The organism is Streptomyces sp. NPDC055103, assembly GCF_053607625.1.
Genome location: NZ_JBSGTX010000012.1, coordinates 105,272 through 122,906, shown reverse-complemented (window position 1 = coordinate 122,906; position 17,635 = coordinate 105,272). Strand labels below are relative to the sequence as shown.

Genomic DNA, 17,635 nt, shown 5'->3' with positions numbered 1-17,635 from the left:
CATCGGGACCGTTGACCGCTCCGGAGGCTACTCGGGCGGCTTCCCCGGGTGCCATGAGGCCGCACGCGGATCGAGCCGGGACAGCACCTCTCGCCAGCGGTCGTAGGCGACCAGGTGCCCCGAGCCGTCCATGACGTGCAGCTCCGCGTGCGGCAGCCGCCGTGCGAGCCGCTCATGCCAACTCGCTGGAACGAGCCGGTCCTCGACTCCGAACCAGAGGTCCACAGGGGTCTCCACATCCTCGGGCCGAAAGCCCCATGGCCGCGCCCACGCGCGGTACTCCTCGACCATCCCCCGAGGCTGCCGCATCGCGTCGGCGGTGGCGTGCGCGAACGCGATGCCCATCCTGCCGATCGCCTCCCGGTCCGGGGCAGCGAAGAGACGCACCGTCATTTCCGTAGTGAGGCCCGGCATCCAGCGGGAAAGCCGTCCGCTGGCGGCGAAGACGCCGCCTGCAAGCGGCGAAGCTCTCCGCGCCAGCCAGGTCAGTGCGCGATCGCCGCGGTTCAGCTCGGCGAGAGCGCGCGGGTCGTCCAGCGGTACCGCCCCAGAGGCGAACGCCACCCGCTCCACCCTCGCTCCCAGGACCGCCGCACACGCAAGCGCGTACTGGCCTCCCATCGAGCAGCCATAGACGGAGAAGCGCTCGATCCCGAGCACGTCGGCCAACTCTGCCACGTCCGAGGCCCAGTCCCCGGTCGTCCGGCCCGGCTTGGGATCGGAGCGGCCGACGCCGGGCCTGTCCGGCGAGACGAGTCGGATCCCGAGGGCGTGAGCCTCGCCTGCCGCGCTCACGACATCGAGCCGCCCGATCAGGCCTCCATGGCAATTGAGGACCGGCCAGCCCCTGGGATCGCCGAACTCGGCGTAGGCGAGTCGGCGGCCGTCCGCAAGGGTCACGAACCTGGTCTCGAACTCCTGCACCTCAGTCCTCCTCGCCGTAGGACTCCGCAGACCGTCGATCTCCCGTCGGCAGGCACGGGGGGGCGTCGTCCAGGGCGTGGTCCAGGCCGCAGTCGCCGGCCACGCCACCGGCCCGCGACTGAGCCGCCAGGAGCTCTGGACCACCGCGTCAGTACCCGTTTGCGCAGTAGGTGTCCGCGCCGGGCCTGATCAGGTTCGTCGTGTCGAGCTGCGCGGTAGGACTCGCGTACTTCGGCGGGCTGAGCGGCGACGACGCATTGCCCGGCGCCGCATAGGTGTAGTCCGAGACCTCTCCGATGAGCTGCTCGATCTTGGGCGGCCTGCCGTCCCGCCCCTTCTTCACCTTCAGCACCATCAGGTCGGTGGACCAGACGATGTCCTTGCCGAACTTCGGGTAGCGGCCGTGGGGGAAGTGGTTCCGCACGCTGTTCATCGCGCATGCGACGGTGTCGTCGGCCACTGGGAAGTGCGCGATGACCGTGAGGTCGGGACGGGGGTCGATCTGGCTCAGCAGATACCCGAAGGCCCCCTGCGGGGTGTGCGAGCTCGCTTCGACCGCCGCTGCCCCCGCGACGAGCTCCTTGAAGCCTGGAACCGAGTAGTCGGGGAAGGTGAGGCCCATGTTCTTCATCGCGAGGAGCTCCGGCGGAAGGATCATCTCGTGGATGAACACATCCACGCCCTTACCGCCGTTGTGGGCCTGCTTGATGCTGATCGTCTCGGGCCTGGTGTCGCTCGTGTAGATCATGGACAGGCCGTTCCACTCGAGCTTGTAGCCCATCGAGCCCTTCCGGTCGTGGATCACCGGGAAGTGCGTGATCGTGACGCCGTTGTTGCGGTAGGCGATGTTCTCGTAGTCGGGGTTCCCGTTCGCGTCGAGCCCGGTTTTCGTCCAGTCCAGCTCGATGGGGACGAGCCCGTACGCGTCGTTGGCGGCGTCCTCACCGACCGGCTGGAGGGGTACCGGGGTGTTCCAGTCCTGTTGGGTGGGGATCTCGTAGCCCGGGAAGCCCGTCGGCAGGAAGCTGAAGGCTTCGGTGTGCCACCGCATGGCCTCGCGGAAGTGCTTGCAGAAGTCGTTGAGCCCGTCCTCGTAGTACTTGGGGCTCCCGCTCGGGTTCGCAACGCCCGAACGGCTCTGTCCCCAGACGTACAAAGGCCAGTGGCGGTCGTACGCGGGGCCGAAGCAGTAGATGGGAGTGAGGTCGCTCATGTGGTCGCCGTGCAGGTGGGAAAGGAAGATCTTGTCCATCCTGCCGAGCGAGATCCCCATCGCACCGTAGTTCGCGATCGCCCCGGCTCCGCAGTCGAAGACGAACGAGTCCGTCGCCTTCCCGAATCCCCCGTCGGGGTCCGGAAGCCACGGGCCGACCTCCACGAAGATACTCATCAACTGCTGGGCACGGCGCCCCGGCGACGTCGGGAACGCGGTCCCCAGGAAGGTGATGCGCATCTCGTCGTCGGCGAGATCCGGCTGCATGTCCGGTGTGAACTTCTTCAGCCTGTCCGGATAGCTGTACCGCTGCGTGGACTCGGGATCCACGGGGTAGTTGCAGCCGTTCTCGTCACACTGCTGCATCGGGGGCGTCTGCCCCGTCGCGGTGAGCTCCCCGCCCGCCGCGGTACCCGCCATGGCGGTCCCGAGGGCCAGGCCACCCAGAGCCGCTCCGGAGACCTTGAAGACATCCCGGCGGGAGACCCCTCCAGGCACTCCGTCCTCAGTTCTCTTCACGACCGTCCTCGATTCGTTTCACGGTTCTCGCATGGTCCTCGACCCCGATTCCGCAGATCACGACGACAACGGTCGGCCGGCAACGGGCGCCGTCGCGCCGCCGGGAAGGCAGGGCTGCCGCAGGTCTGCTGATCCGGCCTCTTGGGCGGGCAGGGCGTGGTCGGGAATGACAAAGCTCTCTCGTCCGTCCAAGACCTCAGGTCTTCGACAGACGACGGGGCTGCGATGGCTTCGCAGTCTGCCACGCACCATCCGTGTCCGAAGTGCACCTCCGGCGTGTGTCGCGGTGCGCATCACTTTGTGGCGCGGGTCGGCGGCGGACCGTACTCGCCTGGGGCCAAACGGCCCACGCCGGGCTGGCCGCGCCCAGCCAGTGCACCGACAGTGCCTACCGTGACGGAAGAACGTGATCGGGACGTCGTGGTGTGGGCAGATGGATGGTGAGCAGGGCCGGAATCGACTACCAGGCGGTCTTCCACGCGCTGCCGGGGGCAGTGGCGCTGCTGACGCCTGACCTGGTGTACGCGGACGCGAACGAGGCGTTCTTGTCGATGTCGGGCCGGACCCGCGAGCAGGTGATCGGCCGCTACCTGTTCGACGTCTTCCCCGACAATCCCAACGACCCCTCCGCCACCGGGATGCGCAACCTGTACGCCTCACTGCGGCGCGTCGCGGCCACCGGGGAGCCCGACACCATGGCCCTGCAGCGCTACGACGTGGAGTATCCCGACCGGCCCGGGGTGTGGGAGGAGCGGTACTGGAGTCCGGTCAACGTTCCCGTTCTCGCCCCGGACGGCACCGTGGCGCTGCTGCTGCACCGGGTCGAGGAGGTCACCGAACTCATCCGTGCCCGGGGCGGCCGCGCAGGCGGGGACCGTGCGCAGGTCCTCGAAGCCGAGCTGTACACCCGTGCGCGGGAGTTGCAGGAGGTCAACGAGCGCCTGCGCCAGGCCCACGCCCGGGAGCGCGAGGTCGCGATCCACCTGCAGGAGGCGATGCTGCCCGCGCCCCGCCCGCTCGGCCATCACCGCGCCGCGGTGCGCTACCGGCCGGCGGTGGGGGCCCTGAACGTGTGCGGCGACTGGTACGACCTCGTCGACCTGCCCGGCGGCGGCCGTACGGCCGTCGCGGTCGGCGACGTCGTCGGCCACGGCCTTCGCGCGGCCGGCGTCATGGGCCAGCTCCGCAGCGCCCTGTCCGCCGCTTCCCGGGTCGCCGACGGCCCCGCCCAGGCTCTGGAGGTCCTCGGCCTGTACGCCCGCTCCGTCGACGGCGCCGAATCCACCACTGCCGCATCCGTGTTCATCGACTGGAACACCCACACGCTCACCTACAGCAGCGCCGGCCACCCCCCGCCCGTCCTGCGGCACCCGGACGGCACCGTCATCTACCTCGACCAGGCCACCGACCCTCCGCTCGGCGCGCGCCCCGAACACACCACACGTCCGCAGGCCTCCATCGACTTCGCCGAGGGCTCCGTCCTCGTCCTCTATACCGACGGTCTGATCGAGCGCCGACGAGAGGACATCGACACCGGACTCGACCGGCTCGCCGAATCGATCACCCGCCACGACGCCGCGGACCCGGACCGGCTCGCCGACAGGCTGCTGACGGATCTCGTCCCCCCGGCCGGCCTCACCGACGACACCGCCCTCATCGTCATCCGCTTGTGAACGTGGGGGTCCGCCCCGTCACGAGGCCGGTTCCGGCCGCCGTGGTCGCCGGCGCACGCCGCTAGGGCCCGCTCGGCGGCTCCCTCCGAGGCCAAGACGTCCAGGAGCGCGCTCCCCTGTCGGAGTCGAGCGCCTCGGCGAAGGCCCGGCTTCGCCACACCCGGGACAGGCACAGCGCCATGGCCGGCAGCGGGCCACTGACCGGCAGCAGTCAGTACCCGGAAGCCGGTTCGTGCCGGGGATGGGGGTTGGGGTAACGCAGCAGCACGGCCACGCCGTCATTCAGTCGCAGCTTCCGCTCGGGTACCACGACCAGTTCGGCTCCCGTGCCGACGAGGGCGCGGGCCAGGGCCGCGTCGGTCCGTTCCTCGCTGATCTCCTGTATGCCGTAGGAGCGCAGTTCCTGTTCCGTGACGGCGATCTGACCGGGTTCCGGGCCGACCCACAGGCGGAGCGACGACTCGGGGTGGCTGTTGAGGAAGAGGGCCTTGACCTGGCCGCGTTGCAACGCCGATATGGCGGCGACGAGGCCCTCCGCGGCGGCTCCGTCGTGGGCACGCCCGGCGAGGAAAGCATCCAGCAGCACCTGGTCGTGCGCGGCCATGCGCCCTTCGAAGAGGCCGTCGAGCTGCCGCTCCAGCAGGGCCCGTCCCGGGCTCAGCTCACCGGCGCCCTCGACGGTGGTGACGTGCCCGCGCAGGGAAGCCGGAAGCCTGCGGATGAGGATGCCGCGGGCCCAGACGTCTCCTGCGACGACCACCGATTCGGCGTCGATGTGCCGCGCGTGGCCTTCCAATTCCCGGCCGAACTCTGTGGCGGCGTTCAGCCAGTCGGTGGCGGGGACCTCCTCGTGGAGACGGTGTCCGGGCGTGACCCTGGTCAGGGGCCATGTGCCGGCTTCGGCGTCGATCCGTACCGTGTCGGCAGCCTCCGTGGAGTGACGGCCGCCGTACCGGACGTTCAACGCCAGGTAGGGGATTGCGGGCGCGTGCTGGACGATCAGCGGCATCGTGTCCGGCAGGGTCCCGAAACGCGCGGTGTCCCGTGGAGGCGGTACGGGCAGCTCGTCCAGCAGGGCAAGCCGCCCATGCGCGGTGAAGACCGCCTGCCCGTGGGTGCCGGGGATGTCTCTGTCGCTGCCCACCGTGCCACTCACTGCCGTGACGGATTCCTGATCAGCCCCCTCTGACATCAGGGCGTCCCGGAGGTGGCGTCGGCGTAGTTCCATGGCGGCATCGGGATGCTCGACGGCGGTATCGCGGGACGTGTCCAGGTAGACGGACGCGAAGGGACCCGGCTGGCTGTAGAGGGGTTCGAGGAAGGTCAGTCTCATGGTTGCTCCCGAGAGAGCTTCGGCGCCACGTGCCACCATGCCCCGGGATGCCGCCGCACCGAGACACGTTCGGGTGGGCACCGCGATTCGTTCCAACTCCAGGATGCGCCTGCTCCAGGAGCCTCGCCCGCCCTGCGGAACGAGCCGCGTCGCGTCTCACACCAACCTGATCACCGGCCCCCCCTCCCGGAGGTACCCGAACGACCCTTCCCCACGAACTGCCACTCGGCGTCATCCTGGTCAAAGAGAAGAAAACGGCAGCGAAGGAGGTGAGCCTCGATGAAAGCACACGAAGGCGACGTGCTGCGTTTCACCGGCAGAACCGTGGGAACGCCCGAACACCGTGCCACCGTCGTGAAAGTGCTCGGCCACGACGGGGAAGCGCCCTATCGGGTGCGCTACGAGGACGGTCACGAGTCAGAGATCTTTCCCGGCTCCGGCTGCGTGGTCGAGCCCGGTCCGGTACGCGATCCCTCATCCGGGTAGCCCCCGTCGCGAACGACGGTGACCGGCTTCAGCGCCCGCGGTGACCAGGGTTGCCGACTACCGAGGACACCGCACGGTACTCACCGCTCCGGCCCGGTTCAGGTACGCCCGCGGTGGGTCCACAGCGGTTCCACGACGGCCCACTCGCTCTCCCAGTCGTCCAGGGCGGCGGCCTCGGTGCGCCGCAGTCGCAGGCCGACCACGCCGGCCGAGGTCAGGGCAAGCGCCCCGGCGACGAACGTACCGCCGGCGACGGCGCCGAACTGTCCTTCGGCCGTACTGCGTGGAGCGCGGGTGACCGCCCCGGCGTCGTCGACCCAGATCGTCACCGCGGTGCCTTCTGCGGTACGCGACTGGACGGCGATCTTGCCGGTGCGCGGTGTGCCGTCGGGGGCGCTCCAGGAGGCGGCGACGAGGGTGGTGGGCGTGCCGAAGCGGGCCGCAGTCGGCGCACTGGTGGCGCGGGCGAGGGTGGTCGCGGTGGTCTCGTGGCGGTGGGCGGCCTCGTCACGGGCGGTTCGTCCCGCGTCGCTCCACATGCGGGCCCCCACGATCCCGCCGCAGATCAGGCTGATGAGCACCGCGAGGGCGAGGCCGACATGCCAGCGGAAACGGAGCCGGTCGCACGGACGGCCCAGAGGGTTGCCGTGAGGACCGGCAGCGTCGTCGTTCCGGCCGTCGTGCCAGGGCCGCTGCGGCCGCCCTGGGGGCGGTGTCGTTCCGTCGCGCATGGCGGGCCTCCAAGGGGGACGGCCCCCGCCGGGCCCGCACGGGCTCAGCGCGGTGTGATGGTGTCGGCCCGCAGGGGTGGATCCGGGATCCGACGGGGTTTCATGCGGTGGATTCCGCCTCGCCGGATCCCCCTGCGCGCGTCACGGGAACGGTGTGGGAGCGGCTCTCCTGGGGCTGCCGTATGGAGACGCTGACGGTGAGAATGCCGTCGGCGTACTCGGCCTTCACGTCCTCGGGGTCGATCGTCTCCGGCAGGCGTACCGCGCGCTCGAAGGAGCCGTAGCGGAACTCGGAGTGGTCCTTCGTCTCGCTGCTCTCCTCGTGCTCGGCGCTGACCGTGAGCATGTCGCCGTCCACGGTGATGGTGATGTCCTTGTCCGGGTCCACACCGGGCAGCTCCGCCTTCAGCACATACTGTCCCTCCCCGCTCGTCACCTCGATCGGGATGGCGTGCCGGCCGAAAGCGGTCCGCCACATCGGCCGGGGAAAGTCACCGAACCAGTCCCTGACGTCGGGGAAATCGGGGAAGAAGCTGCGACGCCGTTCCATGTCGCTTGCCATGACCGTTCGCTCCTTGCGTCGTGGATCGACCTGTCAGCCCCAGTCTCCCGCCCGTCGGCGTCGTCTCGGAGTGCCGGACGGGCCCGGGAAGGGGCCGAACGGGCACGGCTCGCGGGGACCGATCGGCCCCTCCGGAGCACAGCTTCGACGGGGTTCCCGCTCGCGCGGCATGAGAGGTGGGCGAGATCGGGCCCGCAGCGCTCCCGAGCCGGGTCACGTCGCGGCCCGCATGCGCGGCCGGACGATCTGGGGTACTCCTCGAATGAGAGGAAGGGGCGCGGTTCGGCCCTCGGTTGCCGGCACCCGCGCGCCCCTCCTTACCCGCGTCGTACAAGAGGGAGGCAGTCGACATGGAGCCCGTCGTCACGGTCGGCCTCGACGGCTCGCCCGAGAGCCTCGCGGCCGCTCACTGGGCCGCCGACGAGGCCGAGCGGCGCAAGGTCACGCTGCGCCTGATGCACGCCTGGCCGATGCTCGCGCCCGAGCCGGTCCACGCCGCATCGGAGATCGACCAGAACTACTGGGCGAAGCAGCTCGTGCCCAAGGCTCAGGCGGAACTCCAGTCCCGCCATCCGGGCCTCGTGATCGTCGGCAACCTGGTCGCCGACGACGCGCAGGACGCTCTGGTGAAGGCGGCGTCGGAGGCCGAGCTGACCGTGCTCGGCTCGCGTGGCCTGACGTCCGCCGAGAGCTACTTCCTCGGCCCGTCAGCATGGCCGTCGTGGCACGGGCCACGCGGCCCGTGGTCCTGGTCCGTCCCGCGCCCCGCGACAAGGGCACGTCGCCCGACGCCGCCGGCGGCGTCGTGGTCGCGCTGAAGCTGCACGGCCCCTGCGACGACCTGCTCGCCTTCGCCTTCGAGTCCGCCGCGGCCCGCAACGTGCCCCTCCAGGTCGTCCACGGCCGAAGCCTGCCGCTCCATGCGCACACGCCGTGGGGCGTGGACCACGAGGTCACCGAGGAGATCACGGAGGAGACGCGGAAGCAGCTGGATCAGGTCCTGCGCCCCTGGCGCGAGAAATTCCCCGGCGTGGAGCCGGTCGACGCCGTACGGCTCGAAAGCCCGGCCGAGGCCGTCGTGCGCGCCGCAGAGGGTGCCGAGCTGCTGGTCGTCGGACGGCGCAAGCATCGCCCGCCGCTCGCACCACGCCTCGGTCCCGTGGCCCATGCCGCTGCATGGGTGCTCTGGCCAGGGGCCTGGACTCGGCCGAGGCGGTCGATGCGGTGATGACCTCGCCGGTGATCACGGTGAGCGCCACCGACGACATCCACACGGCGTACCGGACCTTCCGTAGATCCGGGGTCCGGCGCCTGCCCGTGGTGGACGGGCACCGGGTCGTGGGCGTCCTCACCGTGGACGACATGCTCATCGACGTCTTCCGGCGACTGGCCGACCTGCTGGGTCCGGTCGCCTGGAGCGTCCTGGAGGAACCACCCGGGCCGCCCTCCGCGGACACTCGTGCGCGGGGGGGCGTGACCGCGGGCAGGCGCTCCTTCACCCCTTGACGACCCCGAGCGGTACCAGGCGGGCGACCAGCCGGGCGAGCCCCGCGCCCTCCGTGGCGGCGGCCACGGCGTCGACGTCCTTGTAGGCGTCGGGCGCCTCCTCGGCCAGCGCACGCCAGGACTTCGGCCGGACCGCGATGCCGTGGGACTCCAGCTCGTCGTGCAGCTCCTCGCCACGTACCCGGCGCAGTGCCTGGTGGCGGCTCCAGACGCGTCCGGCACCGTGGGCGGAGGACCAGAAGGCGTCGTTGCCGGCGGTGCCGGCCATGACGTACGAGGCGGTCCCCATGGTGCCGGGAACCAGTACCGGCTGTCCGGCCTCGGCCAGGTCGTCGGGCAGGTCCGGGTGGCCGGGCGGCAGGGCCCGGGTCGCGCCCTTGCGGTGGACGCACAGCCGGCGCCGTACGCCGTCCACCTCGTGGGTCTCGATCTTCGCCATGTTGTGCGAGACGTCGTAGACCAGGTCGAGTCCTTCCCCCGAGACGACGGCGAACGCGTGACGCGCGGCCTCGGTGAGCAGCTGCCGATTGGCGCGTCCGTAATTGGCGGCGGCTGCCATCGCCCCCAGATAGGCGCGGCCAGGGGTGGAGACGGCGGGCGCGCAGGCCAACTGCCGGTCCGGCAGCTCGATGCCGAAGGAGCGCAGGGACTGGTCCATCACACGGACGTGATCGCTGCACACCTGGTGCCCCAGGCCGCGCGAACCACAGTGGATCATGACGCACACCTGACCTGTGTGCAGCCCGAAGGCGGTCGCCGCGGCATCGTCGTACACCCGCTCCACGGCCTGCACCTCCAGGAAGTGATTGGCTGACCCAAGGCTCCCCACCTGCCGCAGCCCCCGGTCCACCGCCCGCTGGCCGACCTGCGACGGATCCGCCCCCGCCAGCGTCCCGCCGTCCTCGCAGCGCTCCAGGTCGCGGGGCACACCCCGGCCGTGCTCGACCGCGTACGCGGCCCCGCCGACCATGAGTCCCTCCAGCGAGCGCCCGGACAGCTTCCACAGTCCGCCGGGGCCCAGGCCGCGCGGAACGGTGTCGCCGAGGATGTCCATCAGGCGCCGCATCCGAGGAGCGAGCGGATCACGGTCGATGCCGGCGGCGAGCAGCCGGACGCCGCAGGAGATGTCGAAGCCGACACCGCCTGGCGAGACCACCCCGCCGGCATCGACATCCGTGGCCGCCACGCCACCGATCGGAAAGCCGTACCCCCAGTGCACATCGGGCATGGCGTAGGAGGCACGGACGATGCCCGGCAGCGTCGCCACGTTCACGACCTGTTCCAGCGCCTTGTCCCCCGTCGCCTGCGGCAGCAGGTCCCGCGTCGCGAACACCACTCCGGGCACGCGCATCGACGCCTGCCGCTCGACGCGGAAGCGGAACGGTGTCTCCTCGACCAGGGTGATATCCATGCCCGTCGTCCCTTCCCGGGCCCGTGACTCCAGTAGACGCTCGGCGTCGCCGCTTCGCGCGCGGAGGAGCGCGGCGCACATCCGGTTCCTAGACTGGAAGACGTGGTCCGGCCCAACGAAGAGGTCGAGGCGCTCCTTCAGGAGTACGCGGACCTCATCGCCATCACCGGAGGCGAGGCGTTCAAGGCGCGCGCCTACGAGAAGGCGGCCCGCGCGATCGGCGGGTACCCCGCCGACGTGTCCCACCTCGACGCCACGGGTCTGCGGGAGATCCCGGGCGTCGGCAAGTCGATCGCCGACAAGGTCGTCGAGTACTTCCGCACCGGCAAGGTCGCGGTGGTCGAGGAGCGGCGGGCCCGGATCCCGGCCGGGGTGCGGGAGCTCATGGCCATCCCCACCCTCGGTCCCAGGAAGGCGATGGCGCTCTACGAGGAGCTGCACATCTCCTCGGTGGACGAGCTGGCCGACGCCATCAAGGCGGAACGGCTGCGCGACCTGCGAGGTTTCGGCGAGAAGACCGAGGCGAACATCCTGCACGGCATCAAGCTCCTGCGACAGGCGGGCGGGCGGATCCTCCTCGGTACCGCCATGGAGGCCGCCGAGGACATCGCCACGGAGCTCTCCGGCATCAGCGGTTGTGAGGACTGCGCCTACGCGGGATCGCTGCGTCGCATGAAGGAGACCATCGGCGACATCGACGTTCTCGTCGCCGCCGACCGGTCGGCCCCGTTCATGGACGCGCTCACCGAGCTGCCCTCCACCGCGGAAGTCCTCGTCCACGGCCCCAAGAAGACCTCCGTCCGCACCGTCGACAACATCCAGGTCGACCTGCGGGTGGTGGAGCCGGAGTCATGGGGCGCCGCCCTGCTGTACTTCACCGGTTCGAAGGCGCACAACATCCACATCCGCACGATCGCCGTCCACGCCGGGCTGAAGCTCTCCGAGTACGGCCTGTTCGAGACGGAGAGCGGGGAGCGGGTCGCCTCCCGTACCGAGGAGGAGGTCTATGCCCGGCTCGGCCTGCCGTGGATCCCGCCCGCCCTGCGCGAGGACCGCGGCGAGATCGAAGCCGGCCTCCGCGGTGAGCTGCCCGAGGTGGTGACGGAGGACGCCGTGCGGGGCGACCTGCACACCCACACCGACCTCACCGACGGCCTCGCCCCGCTGGAGGACATGGTGACGGCCGCCGCCGCACGGGGCTACGCGTACTACGCCGTCACCGACCACGCGCCCGACCTGCCCATGCAGCGCATGACCGACGAGAAGATCCTCGCCCAGCGCGAACACGTACGGGCCCTGGACGGCAGGCACCACCGGATGCGGCTCCTGCACGGAACCGAACTCAACATCGCCCCGGACGGCGAGGTGGACTGGCCCGACGACTTCCTCCGCGACTTCGACCTCTGTGTCGCCTCGGTGCACTCCCACTTCGGCCTCGACCGGGATGCGATGACCCGGCGGCTCGTCCGCGCCTGCGAGAACCCGTACGTCAACGTCATCGGCCACCCCACCACCCGTCTCATCGGCAAACGGCCGGGCATCGACGCGGACTTCGACGAGGTGTTCGCAGCGTGCGCCCGCACCGGAACGGCTCTGGAGATCAACGCCCAGCCCGACCGCCTCGACCTCGGCGACGAGGACATCCTCCGGGCCAGGAGGCACGGGGTGAAGTTCGCCGTCGACACCGACGCCCACTCCATCCCCCAGCTCGCCTACCTCCGCTACGGCGTCGGCACAGCACAACGCGGATGGCTCACCACCGACGACGTCATCAACACCTGGCCCCTTCGACGGCTGCGCCAGTTCCTCCGTAAAGACCGAGCAGGCTGAGCACGACGCCTTCCCGTCCCCGGCGGGAGTCACACGTCGAGTGTCACCGAGCACGTCCAACTGTCCGGCCCGTGTGTCATGGCCAGCCCGTGCAGCGTGACGGCCTTCGGAGCGGCACCCGTCACGGGCAGCGACCCGGCATCTGCCATCCACAGGACGCCCCTCACCCCACCGTCGGCCGGGGCCAGTTCGACATCAACCGGTACCTCGCCCTCGGTGTCGAGCCGGTAGACAACCTCGTCCAACAGTGCGACGAGCACGTCCTCATCCCGCTCCGCCCGCACCACGACGTCCCGCCGCCGGCCGCCGGTCGCCCCCGTCAAGTCCAGGAACGACGCGCACACCCCGCGTACGGCTTGCGCCATGCACTCCTCACGCGTGGGGGCCCACGCCTCCACGCGCAGGTCCGCCGTGTGCGGAACACCGCGATACCCAGCGCGTGCGGTGGCACTGTCCACGCCTCGCCTCCCTCGCGCGTCGTCTCGGGCCGTCAGGGAACAGCCGTGCCACGGTAGCCCCGCCGAGGCGGCAGCCCGGGCAACACCGTGCCGGCCTGTGGCCGACGGTCCGCCGACTCCTTCCGTACCGGGTGGCCGGCGAGGGCCGAGACGATGTCGGCAGCCGTCAGCACCCCGGCGAGACGCCCGTCTTCAGCCAGCACCGGAAGGGCGTCGGATTCGGTGTGCGCCATGAGGGCGACCGCGTGGCGCACGGTCTGCTCCACGTGTACGAGCGCCGTCCCGTGCCCTCGAAGGAGTTCGTCCACCCGCAGCGCCGACAGCGAAACGGCGGGAGCCCCACACGCAACCGCGACATCAGCCCTCTCCAGCAAGCCGGCACAGCGACCGTCCGACCGCACCACCGGAAGGTGACGGGAACCCGACCGCTGCAACAGCTCCCACGCCACGAGCACCGTCTCACCGACATCGACCGTGACCACCGCGGGGCGCATCACCGCGCCGACGGTCCGCGCCAGGACCTCCTGCTGCTCTTCCACGATCGCTTCCTCAGTCACATGGGCCGGGTTTCGGTTGCCCGCCTGCACGACCGGACGGCTCTCTCGCCATCGATGGCCGAACCTCTGGCGGGCTGTGACGCGCTCGGCGTGAGGAGGCCGAGGTCTGGGCCTTCCTGCTGGGCGACGCCGTGGGCTGGCGCGTTCTCCGGCCCGAAGGCACCTTGTCCGACAGCCACCATGGGGCGAAAGCGCAAGGCGGCGCCCGGTCCTTGCGCTTGGTCCCGCGACCCCACGTTCACACACCTACGAGCGCTCCGACGGACCGCGCGCCGACTGCGAGAGCGGTGCGGGACCAGCGGAGACAGGTGACGCCATGCCGACGGGTGCGAACCCGCAGCAGCGATCAGCCGGTCGGCTGAAGGAGGAGTGCCTGGATGTCGTGCGGCAGTTGCTCCAGTGCCGCCTCCAGGTGTCCGGGCGAGACATGTTCGCGTACGACGCCGGTGACGGCGGGAGCGATCCGGGGCACTTCCTCGGCGGTGACCTTCGCCTCCTGGACGAAGCGGTCGACGTAACCTTCGCGGTCGTACTTGACCGGTACGGTGCTGGGATCCCATCCGTCGTAGTAGGCACCCCGCAACAGGTCGGGAAGCTGGGCGGCGAAGTGGGCGGCCACATCGACGGTGAGCCGGTCGCGGAGCGTGTGCAGCCAGGCCCGCAGAACCCTGTGGGCGGCATGGCGGTCCTCGGTACCCAGAGCTTCCGACACCGCCTTCAGCCAGATGTTCGCGGTGTGGATGGCGTGCTCGAAGTCGGGGTGGCGGGTGGTCTCGGGCATGGGTCTTCCCCTTTTCCGATCGTGCGTGACGCCCCTGCGCCACATGGAAACGATGGGCACGCCGCGGCGGTGCCGTGGTTGGTGCTGAGAGCAGTCCGCTCATTCAGGAGTGACGGGGTGCGGGCGGCGCCCGTCGAGTCGCATGCGCCGCGCGCAGCGCGGGCGGAGCTCGTCGGCTTCTCACTCCCTGCCCTATGGGCTCCATGCTAGGGCGGGCGGAACCGGTCGGCAGCCGCAGCACCGCACGGCGTCACAGGCGCCTGGGTGGATCGCCGGGGTCCATGGGCGAGGTGCGCGGCTGGGGGCGCCGCCCGAGCATGATCTTGTGCCTGTCCACATGGCCGGGCGACCACCTGATGATCCGTGCTCGGTGACCTGTGCCGCACGCGGCGGGTCACCCCAAGGCGCAGGGAGGGAGAACCATGGGCCGCTATGCGCGTGTCGTGGTCAAGCTCAGCGGCGAGGCGTTCGCCGGGGCGGCCGGTGCCGGGACTGATCCGGCCTGCCTGGCGCACTTGGCGGACGAGGTCGCCTCGGTGCACGACCACGGGGTGCAGACCGCGGTGGTCGTCGGAGGGGGAAACCTCTTCCGGGGACGGCTGGCCGGGAACTGGGGTATCGGGAGGGCCGAGGCGGACGACATCGGCATGCTCGGTACGGTGATGAACGCCCTGATGCTGCGAGGTGCGCTGACCGCGCGCGGCGAACCGGACGTGCGGGTTATGACGGCCGTCCCGATGCAGAGCTTCGCCGAGCCGTTCATCCGGCTGCGTGCGGACCGGCACCTGCGGCGCGGCCGGATCGTGCTGCTGGCCGGAGGCACCGGACAGCCGTTTGTCACGGCCGACTACGCAGCGGTGCAGCGGTCCCTGGAACTGTCGGCCGATACGCTGCTGGTCGCCAAGCGCGGCGTGGACGGCGTCTACGACAGCGATCCGAGGACGCATCCGGACGCGAAACGGTACACGCGTCTCACCTACCGGGAGGCTCTGGAGCGGAGGGTGAAGGTGATGGACACCGCGGCTTTCGTGCTGGCCGAGGAGCAGGGCCTGGTGATGCATGTCTTCGATGCCGCGACGGCAGGTGCCATGGCCGCGATCTGCGAAGGGCGCGATATCGGCACCCGCGTCACCGCTGATTGACGTGCGCACCGTTCGTCTGGCATCGGTGTGCCGGCCACGCCGAGCAAGGTTCCGCCGATCGACGCCCGATCCCAGCATCACGTCACCGCCGCCCTGCGCATCGGGAAGCCAGGCGATACGCCCCGAAGTCCTGTTCGCTGCGGCCTCCGGCCAACCGTTGTTAACTGGCTATGAGTGGTGGCCGGCGGGGCACGTGCCGCCAGGGCCCGACCCGCCTGCGACTCGGCTCTGCTGCGCCCTTCATCGTGGGCCGGCAGCCCGCACACCGTCCGATACCGATGCTGCACGGCCCGTACGACACCATCTCGTCAGAGGACGTCCCGTCCGAGGGAGCGGCATACGGCGCACGACTCGCCCACTGATCCTGCTCTCCCAGGGCCCGTAGACACACCCTCGTGCCGGAGGAGACGGCCATGACGCACAAAGTAGGGCGTCCCCCGATCGTGGTCGGCCTCGACCCCGATCCGGGAAGGCGCACGGCACTCGCCTGGGCCGCCGACGAGGCGGGCCGCCGCCACCTGCCGCTGCTGCTGGTTCTCGCGCAGAACGTGCCGACCCCCGGGTACCGGCCGCTGGGCGGGGTCCCGACCTGGGAGGAGTGGAACGAGGCGCTGCATGCGACGGGGAACCGTGTGCTGAAGGCGGCGGTGGCCTTCGTCGAGTCCCGGCATCCGCGGGTGCGGGTGTCCGGGCTGCTTGCGGAGGGGCATCCGGCATGGGTGTTGCGGGAGCAGGCGCAAAACGCAACAGCGGTCGTGCTCGACTCCTGGCATCTGAGCGCTGTCCAGGAGCTGTTCAGCTCCGCCGCCGTCGCTCTACCGCTCATCGCGCACGCCCCCTGCCCCGTGGTGGTCGTACCGGAGCCGGAGCACACCGCCCAGCAGCCGCCCTTCTTCGTGGTCGGGGTCGATGGCAGCCCTCGATCCGCCGCCGCCGTCGACACCGCCTTCGAGGAGGCCTCACTGCGCGGCGCACACCTGCGGGCGCTGTACGTGTGGCAACCTCCGCGGTTCGGAGTCCTGGACGAGGACGCGGCTGTCCAGGAGTGCCGCCGGCTGCTGTCGGAGGTGGTCGCCGGACGTACCGCCGCCCATCCCGAGGTAGAACTGCACCACGAGGTCGTGCGGGGCCACCCTGTGCAGGTCCTCACCGCGGCTTCCGCACACGCCCTCGGCCTGATCGTGGGCACCCGCGGACACGGCGGCTTCACCGGCATGCTCCTGGGCTCCGTCACTCAGGGCGTACTGCACCACGCGCACTGCCCCGTCATCGTCGTCCCGCACGCGCGCCCTCAGTAGGGCTCACGCCTTTGCGGCGCCGGGTCTCCGGGGCTGCCGCCCCTCGACGACGAGGAGGCGTCCGTCCAGGCACGCCTGTGCCACGCCAAAGAGGTTCGTCAGCCAGATCCCGGTGCGTACGTGGTCGGTGACTCCGGCCAGGCGCAGCCGGCTGCGGCCTCGGGCGAGTGCGGCGAACGGGATGATCTGGTCCGAGGCGTAGCGGTCGAGTACCGCGCCGGTTCGCAGGTCCTCGAGGAGGCGCTCGGCGGTGGCGTGCCCGATCGTCTCGGCCGGGCGTCCGCGCACTCCGGCCCCGTCCGCTCCGAGCCGCCACCCGCCCGTCAGGTCGGCGAACATGGCGATCCCGGCGCCCGGCTGGAAGGCACTCGTGTCGTCACGTTCCTCGACACGGGCTTCATATCCGGCCCGGGCGAGGACCTCGCGGGCGCTGTCCGCCATCCGCCGGCTCACCGAGCGTTCTCGCAGGTGGGAGGCGAGGGCGATCCCCCACACCGATTGCACCGGCCCGGGCCTCTCGGCCTCCAGGGGCGCGAGCGGGCCGTCGGGCCGCACGTCGAGCCGCAGCACGCCACCGCCATGCGGCGGATATCCGGGCCGGACCAGGGTGACCGTGACGGCGAGACCCATACGGCCGAGCAGCGGTGCGAGCACGTGCTGCAGATGGAAGGCGGAGGGCGCCCGTTCCTGGAACAGCCCACCCGTGAGTTCGACATGGACCGGCTCGTGAGCCCCGGCAATGACGGGCAGCAGCGCAAGTGACAGCGCCGTGGCCGATCCCGCTGTCCCCACGTCGAACGCGTACCGCCCTCGCGGCGTCTGTCCGGCCGGGCGGAAGGTGAACTCCCGCGAGCCCAGCGACGCCCCCGCGACCGTTCCGCCGACCAGCGTGCGGACCGCCTCGACCGCGCAGAGGTGCTGACGTCGCAGCCCTGGCCGCGCTCTGCGTGCCCGGACGTTACGCAGATGAACCGGCGTGCCCGTCACAGCCGCGTAGGCCATCGCCTGGCGCACGATCATGCCCGATCCGGAGCACGCGGCTCCGTCGATGTCTAGGAGGGCGCTCATCAGGACTTACTCCACGCCTCTCTCACACTTGACGCCGCAACCTGTCATGGCCTCCTGCGGCGGCTCGGTTCCCTGGGTCTTCATCGCACCTCGCGTGCCCCAGGTGTGTTCCCGAACGAGGTTGGGGGGCGTGCCTTGCACCC

16 protein-coding genes and 1 pseudogene are annotated in these 17,635 nt (G+C 70.7%); 7 read left to right on the top strand and 10 right to left on the bottom strand.

What is annotated here, in order from left to right; all coding sequences use genetic code 11:
* Positions 1–27 precede the first annotated feature (27 nt).
* Complete coding sequence (locus tag ACWFR1_RS10890) at positions 28–924, bottom strand: alpha/beta fold hydrolase (RefSeq protein WP_453548978.1); 897 nt, start codon at positions 922–924, stop codon at positions 28–30.
* A 148-nt stretch (positions 925–1,072) separates the two neighbouring features.
* Entirely contained in the window at positions 1,073–2,656 is a 1,584-nt protein-coding gene (locus ACWFR1_RS10885) for a hypothetical protein (RefSeq protein ID WP_453548975.1), read from the bottom strand.
* A gap of 437 nt (positions 2,657–3,093) precedes the next feature.
* Between ACWFR1_RS10885 and ACWFR1_RS10880 the strand changes: the two genes are divergently transcribed.
* Entirely contained in the window at positions 3,094–4,329 is a 1,236-nt protein-coding gene (locus tag ACWFR1_RS10880; RefSeq protein WP_453548972.1) for a PP2C family protein-serine/threonine phosphatase, read from the top strand.
* Between the two features lie 211 nt (positions 4,330–4,540).
* On the opposite strand, the gene ACWFR1_RS10875 is transcribed toward ACWFR1_RS10880, so the two are convergent.
* Positions 4,541–5,662 carry a baeRF2 domain-containing protein gene (locus ACWFR1_RS10875; RefSeq protein ID WP_453548969.1) on the bottom strand — a complete coding sequence of 374 codons (1,122 nt, stop codon included), beginning with the start codon at positions 5,660–5,662 and terminating at the stop codon, positions 4,541–4,543.
* Between the two features lie 279 nt (positions 5,663–5,941).
* On the opposite strand from ACWFR1_RS10875, the gene ACWFR1_RS10870 reads away from it, so the two are divergent.
* Entirely contained in the window at positions 5,942–6,148 is a 207-nt protein-coding gene (locus ACWFR1_RS10870) for a DUF1918 domain-containing protein (RefSeq protein ID WP_453548966.1), read from the top strand.
* A 98-nt stretch (positions 6,149–6,246) separates the two neighbouring features.
* Here the strand turns inward: ACWFR1_RS10870 and ACWFR1_RS10865 are convergent, their stop codons facing one another.
* Complete coding sequence (locus ACWFR1_RS10865; protein ID WP_453548964.1) at positions 6,247–6,879, bottom strand: Rv1733c family protein; 633 nt, start codon at positions 6,877–6,879, stop codon at positions 6,247–6,249.
* Positions 6,880–6,979: 100 nt separating this feature from the next.
* On the bottom strand, positions 6,980–7,441 hold the full coding sequence (locus tag ACWFR1_RS10860; RefSeq protein WP_453548962.1) for an Hsp20/alpha crystallin family protein: 462 nt from the start codon (positions 7,439–7,441) through the stop codon (positions 6,980–6,982).
* 350 nt (positions 7,442–7,791) lie between these two features.
* On the opposite strand from ACWFR1_RS10860, the pseudogene ACWFR1_RS10855 reads away from it, so the two are divergent.
* Together ACWFR1_RS10855 and ACWFR1_RS10850 are read left to right on the top strand one after the other, a co-directional pair.
* Positions 7,792–8,669 (top strand): annotated as a pseudogene (locus ACWFR1_RS10855) (universal stress protein).
* The gene (locus ACWFR1_RS10850; RefSeq protein WP_453548960.1) at positions 8,669–8,947 is read left to right on the top strand and encodes a CBS domain-containing protein; all 279 of its coding nucleotides are present in this window, start codon (positions 8,669–8,671) and stop codon (positions 8,945–8,947) included. The pseudogene ACWFR1_RS10855 and the gene ACWFR1_RS10850 overlap by 1 nt, the downstream one beginning before the upstream one ends.
* On the opposite strand, the gene ACWFR1_RS10845 is transcribed toward ACWFR1_RS10850, so the two are convergent.
* Positions 8,937–10,358 (bottom strand): RtcB family protein, encoded by a 1,422-nt coding sequence (locus ACWFR1_RS10845; RefSeq protein ID WP_453548957.1) that lies wholly within the window; start codon positions 10,356–10,358, stop codon positions 8,937–8,939. The two genes, ACWFR1_RS10850 and ACWFR1_RS10845, sit on opposite strands and share 11 nt — an antisense overlap.
* 102 nt (positions 10,359–10,460) lie before the next feature.
* Here ACWFR1_RS10845 and polX point away from each other — a divergent pair, with 102 nt between their 5' ends.
* Complete coding sequence (polX, locus tag ACWFR1_RS10840; protein ID WP_453548955.1) at positions 10,461–12,188, top strand: DNA polymerase/3'-5' exonuclease PolX; 1,728 nt, start codon at positions 10,461–10,463, stop codon at positions 12,186–12,188.
* A gap of 29 nt (positions 12,189–12,217) precedes the next feature.
* Here the strand turns inward: polX and ACWFR1_RS10835 are convergent, their stop codons facing one another.
* The 3 genes from ACWFR1_RS10835 to ACWFR1_RS10825 all read right to left on the bottom strand — a co-directional run bounded on the left by ACWFR1_RS10835 (position 12,218) and on the right by ACWFR1_RS10825 (position 13,984).
* Positions 12,218–12,646, bottom strand: a complete 429-nt coding sequence (locus ACWFR1_RS10835) for an archease (RefSeq protein WP_453548953.1) — start codon at positions 12,644–12,646, stop codon at positions 12,218–12,220.
* Positions 12,647–12,678: 32 nt separating this feature from the next.
* Positions 12,679–13,233, bottom strand: coding sequence for a CBS domain-containing protein (locus ACWFR1_RS10830; protein ID WP_453548951.1), 555 nt, complete (start codon positions 13,231–13,233; stop codon positions 12,679–12,681).
* A gap of 316 nt (positions 13,234–13,549) precedes the next feature.
* Positions 13,550–13,984 carry a DUF2267 domain-containing protein gene (locus ACWFR1_RS10825; RefSeq protein ID WP_453548948.1) on the bottom strand — a complete coding sequence of 145 codons (435 nt, stop codon included), beginning with the start codon at positions 13,982–13,984 and terminating at the stop codon, positions 13,550–13,552.
* A gap of 422 nt (positions 13,985–14,406) precedes the next feature.
* Here ACWFR1_RS10825 and pyrH point away from each other — a divergent pair, with 422 nt between their 5' ends.
* The gene (gene pyrH / locus ACWFR1_RS10820; RefSeq protein WP_453548946.1) at positions 14,407–15,126 is read left to right on the top strand and encodes a UMP kinase; all 720 of its coding nucleotides are present in this window, start codon (positions 14,407–14,409) and stop codon (positions 15,124–15,126) included.
* A 413-nt stretch (positions 15,127–15,539) separates the two neighbouring features.
* Complete coding sequence (locus ACWFR1_RS10815) at positions 15,540–16,424, top strand: universal stress protein (protein ID WP_453548944.1); 885 nt, start codon at positions 15,540–15,542, stop codon at positions 16,422–16,424.
* 3 nt (positions 16,425–16,427) lie between these two features.
* On the opposite strand, the gene rtcA is transcribed toward ACWFR1_RS10815, so the two are convergent.
* The gene (rtcA, locus tag ACWFR1_RS10810) at positions 16,428–17,492 is read right to left on the bottom strand and encodes an RNA 3'-terminal phosphate cyclase (RefSeq protein ID WP_453548942.1); all 1,065 of its coding nucleotides are present in this window, start codon (positions 17,490–17,492) and stop codon (positions 16,428–16,430) included.
* Between the last annotated feature and the right edge of the window lie 143 nt (positions 17,493–17,635).